Origin of the sequence: Polaribacter sp. BAL334 (genome assembly GCF_015767435.1) — a bacterium.
Lineage (GTDB): Bacteria > Bacteroidota > Bacteroidia > Flavobacteriales > Flavobacteriaceae > Polaribacter.
Map to the genome: position 1 here is coordinate 1 of NZ_JADWOV010000126.1, position 329 is coordinate 329.

Consider the following 329-nt stretch of genomic DNA (forward strand, 5'->3'; position numbering starts at 1 on the left):
ATCAATTTTTCAACAATTGTATCTTCAGGAAATGTGACTACAAATTCATATATATCCACTAATTTATCAGGAAATACCACCTATTATTGGCGTATAAAACCTAAAAATGATTGTGGTGAGGGAACTTTTTCAAATCCATTTTTGTTTACAACTTTAATCCCTTCTTATTGTGCGTCAACGTTTACTGATTTAACAGTTGGAACTGAATATATAATGAATGTTACTTTTAACACGATTAACAATAATTCAGGAAAAGATTTAGATGATGGATATCAAGATTTTACCAATATTTCAACCAACGTAAAAAGAGGAGATTCACATTCTATTTC

At 28.9% G+C, this 329-nt stretch carries 1 protein-coding gene; it reads left to right on the forward strand.

The window, feature by feature from the left end; translation table 11 throughout:
- Nucleotides 1–329: fibronectin type III domain-containing protein (locus IU405_RS00670; RefSeq protein WP_197436726.1), on the forward strand; the 329-nt coding region annotated here is incomplete at both ends.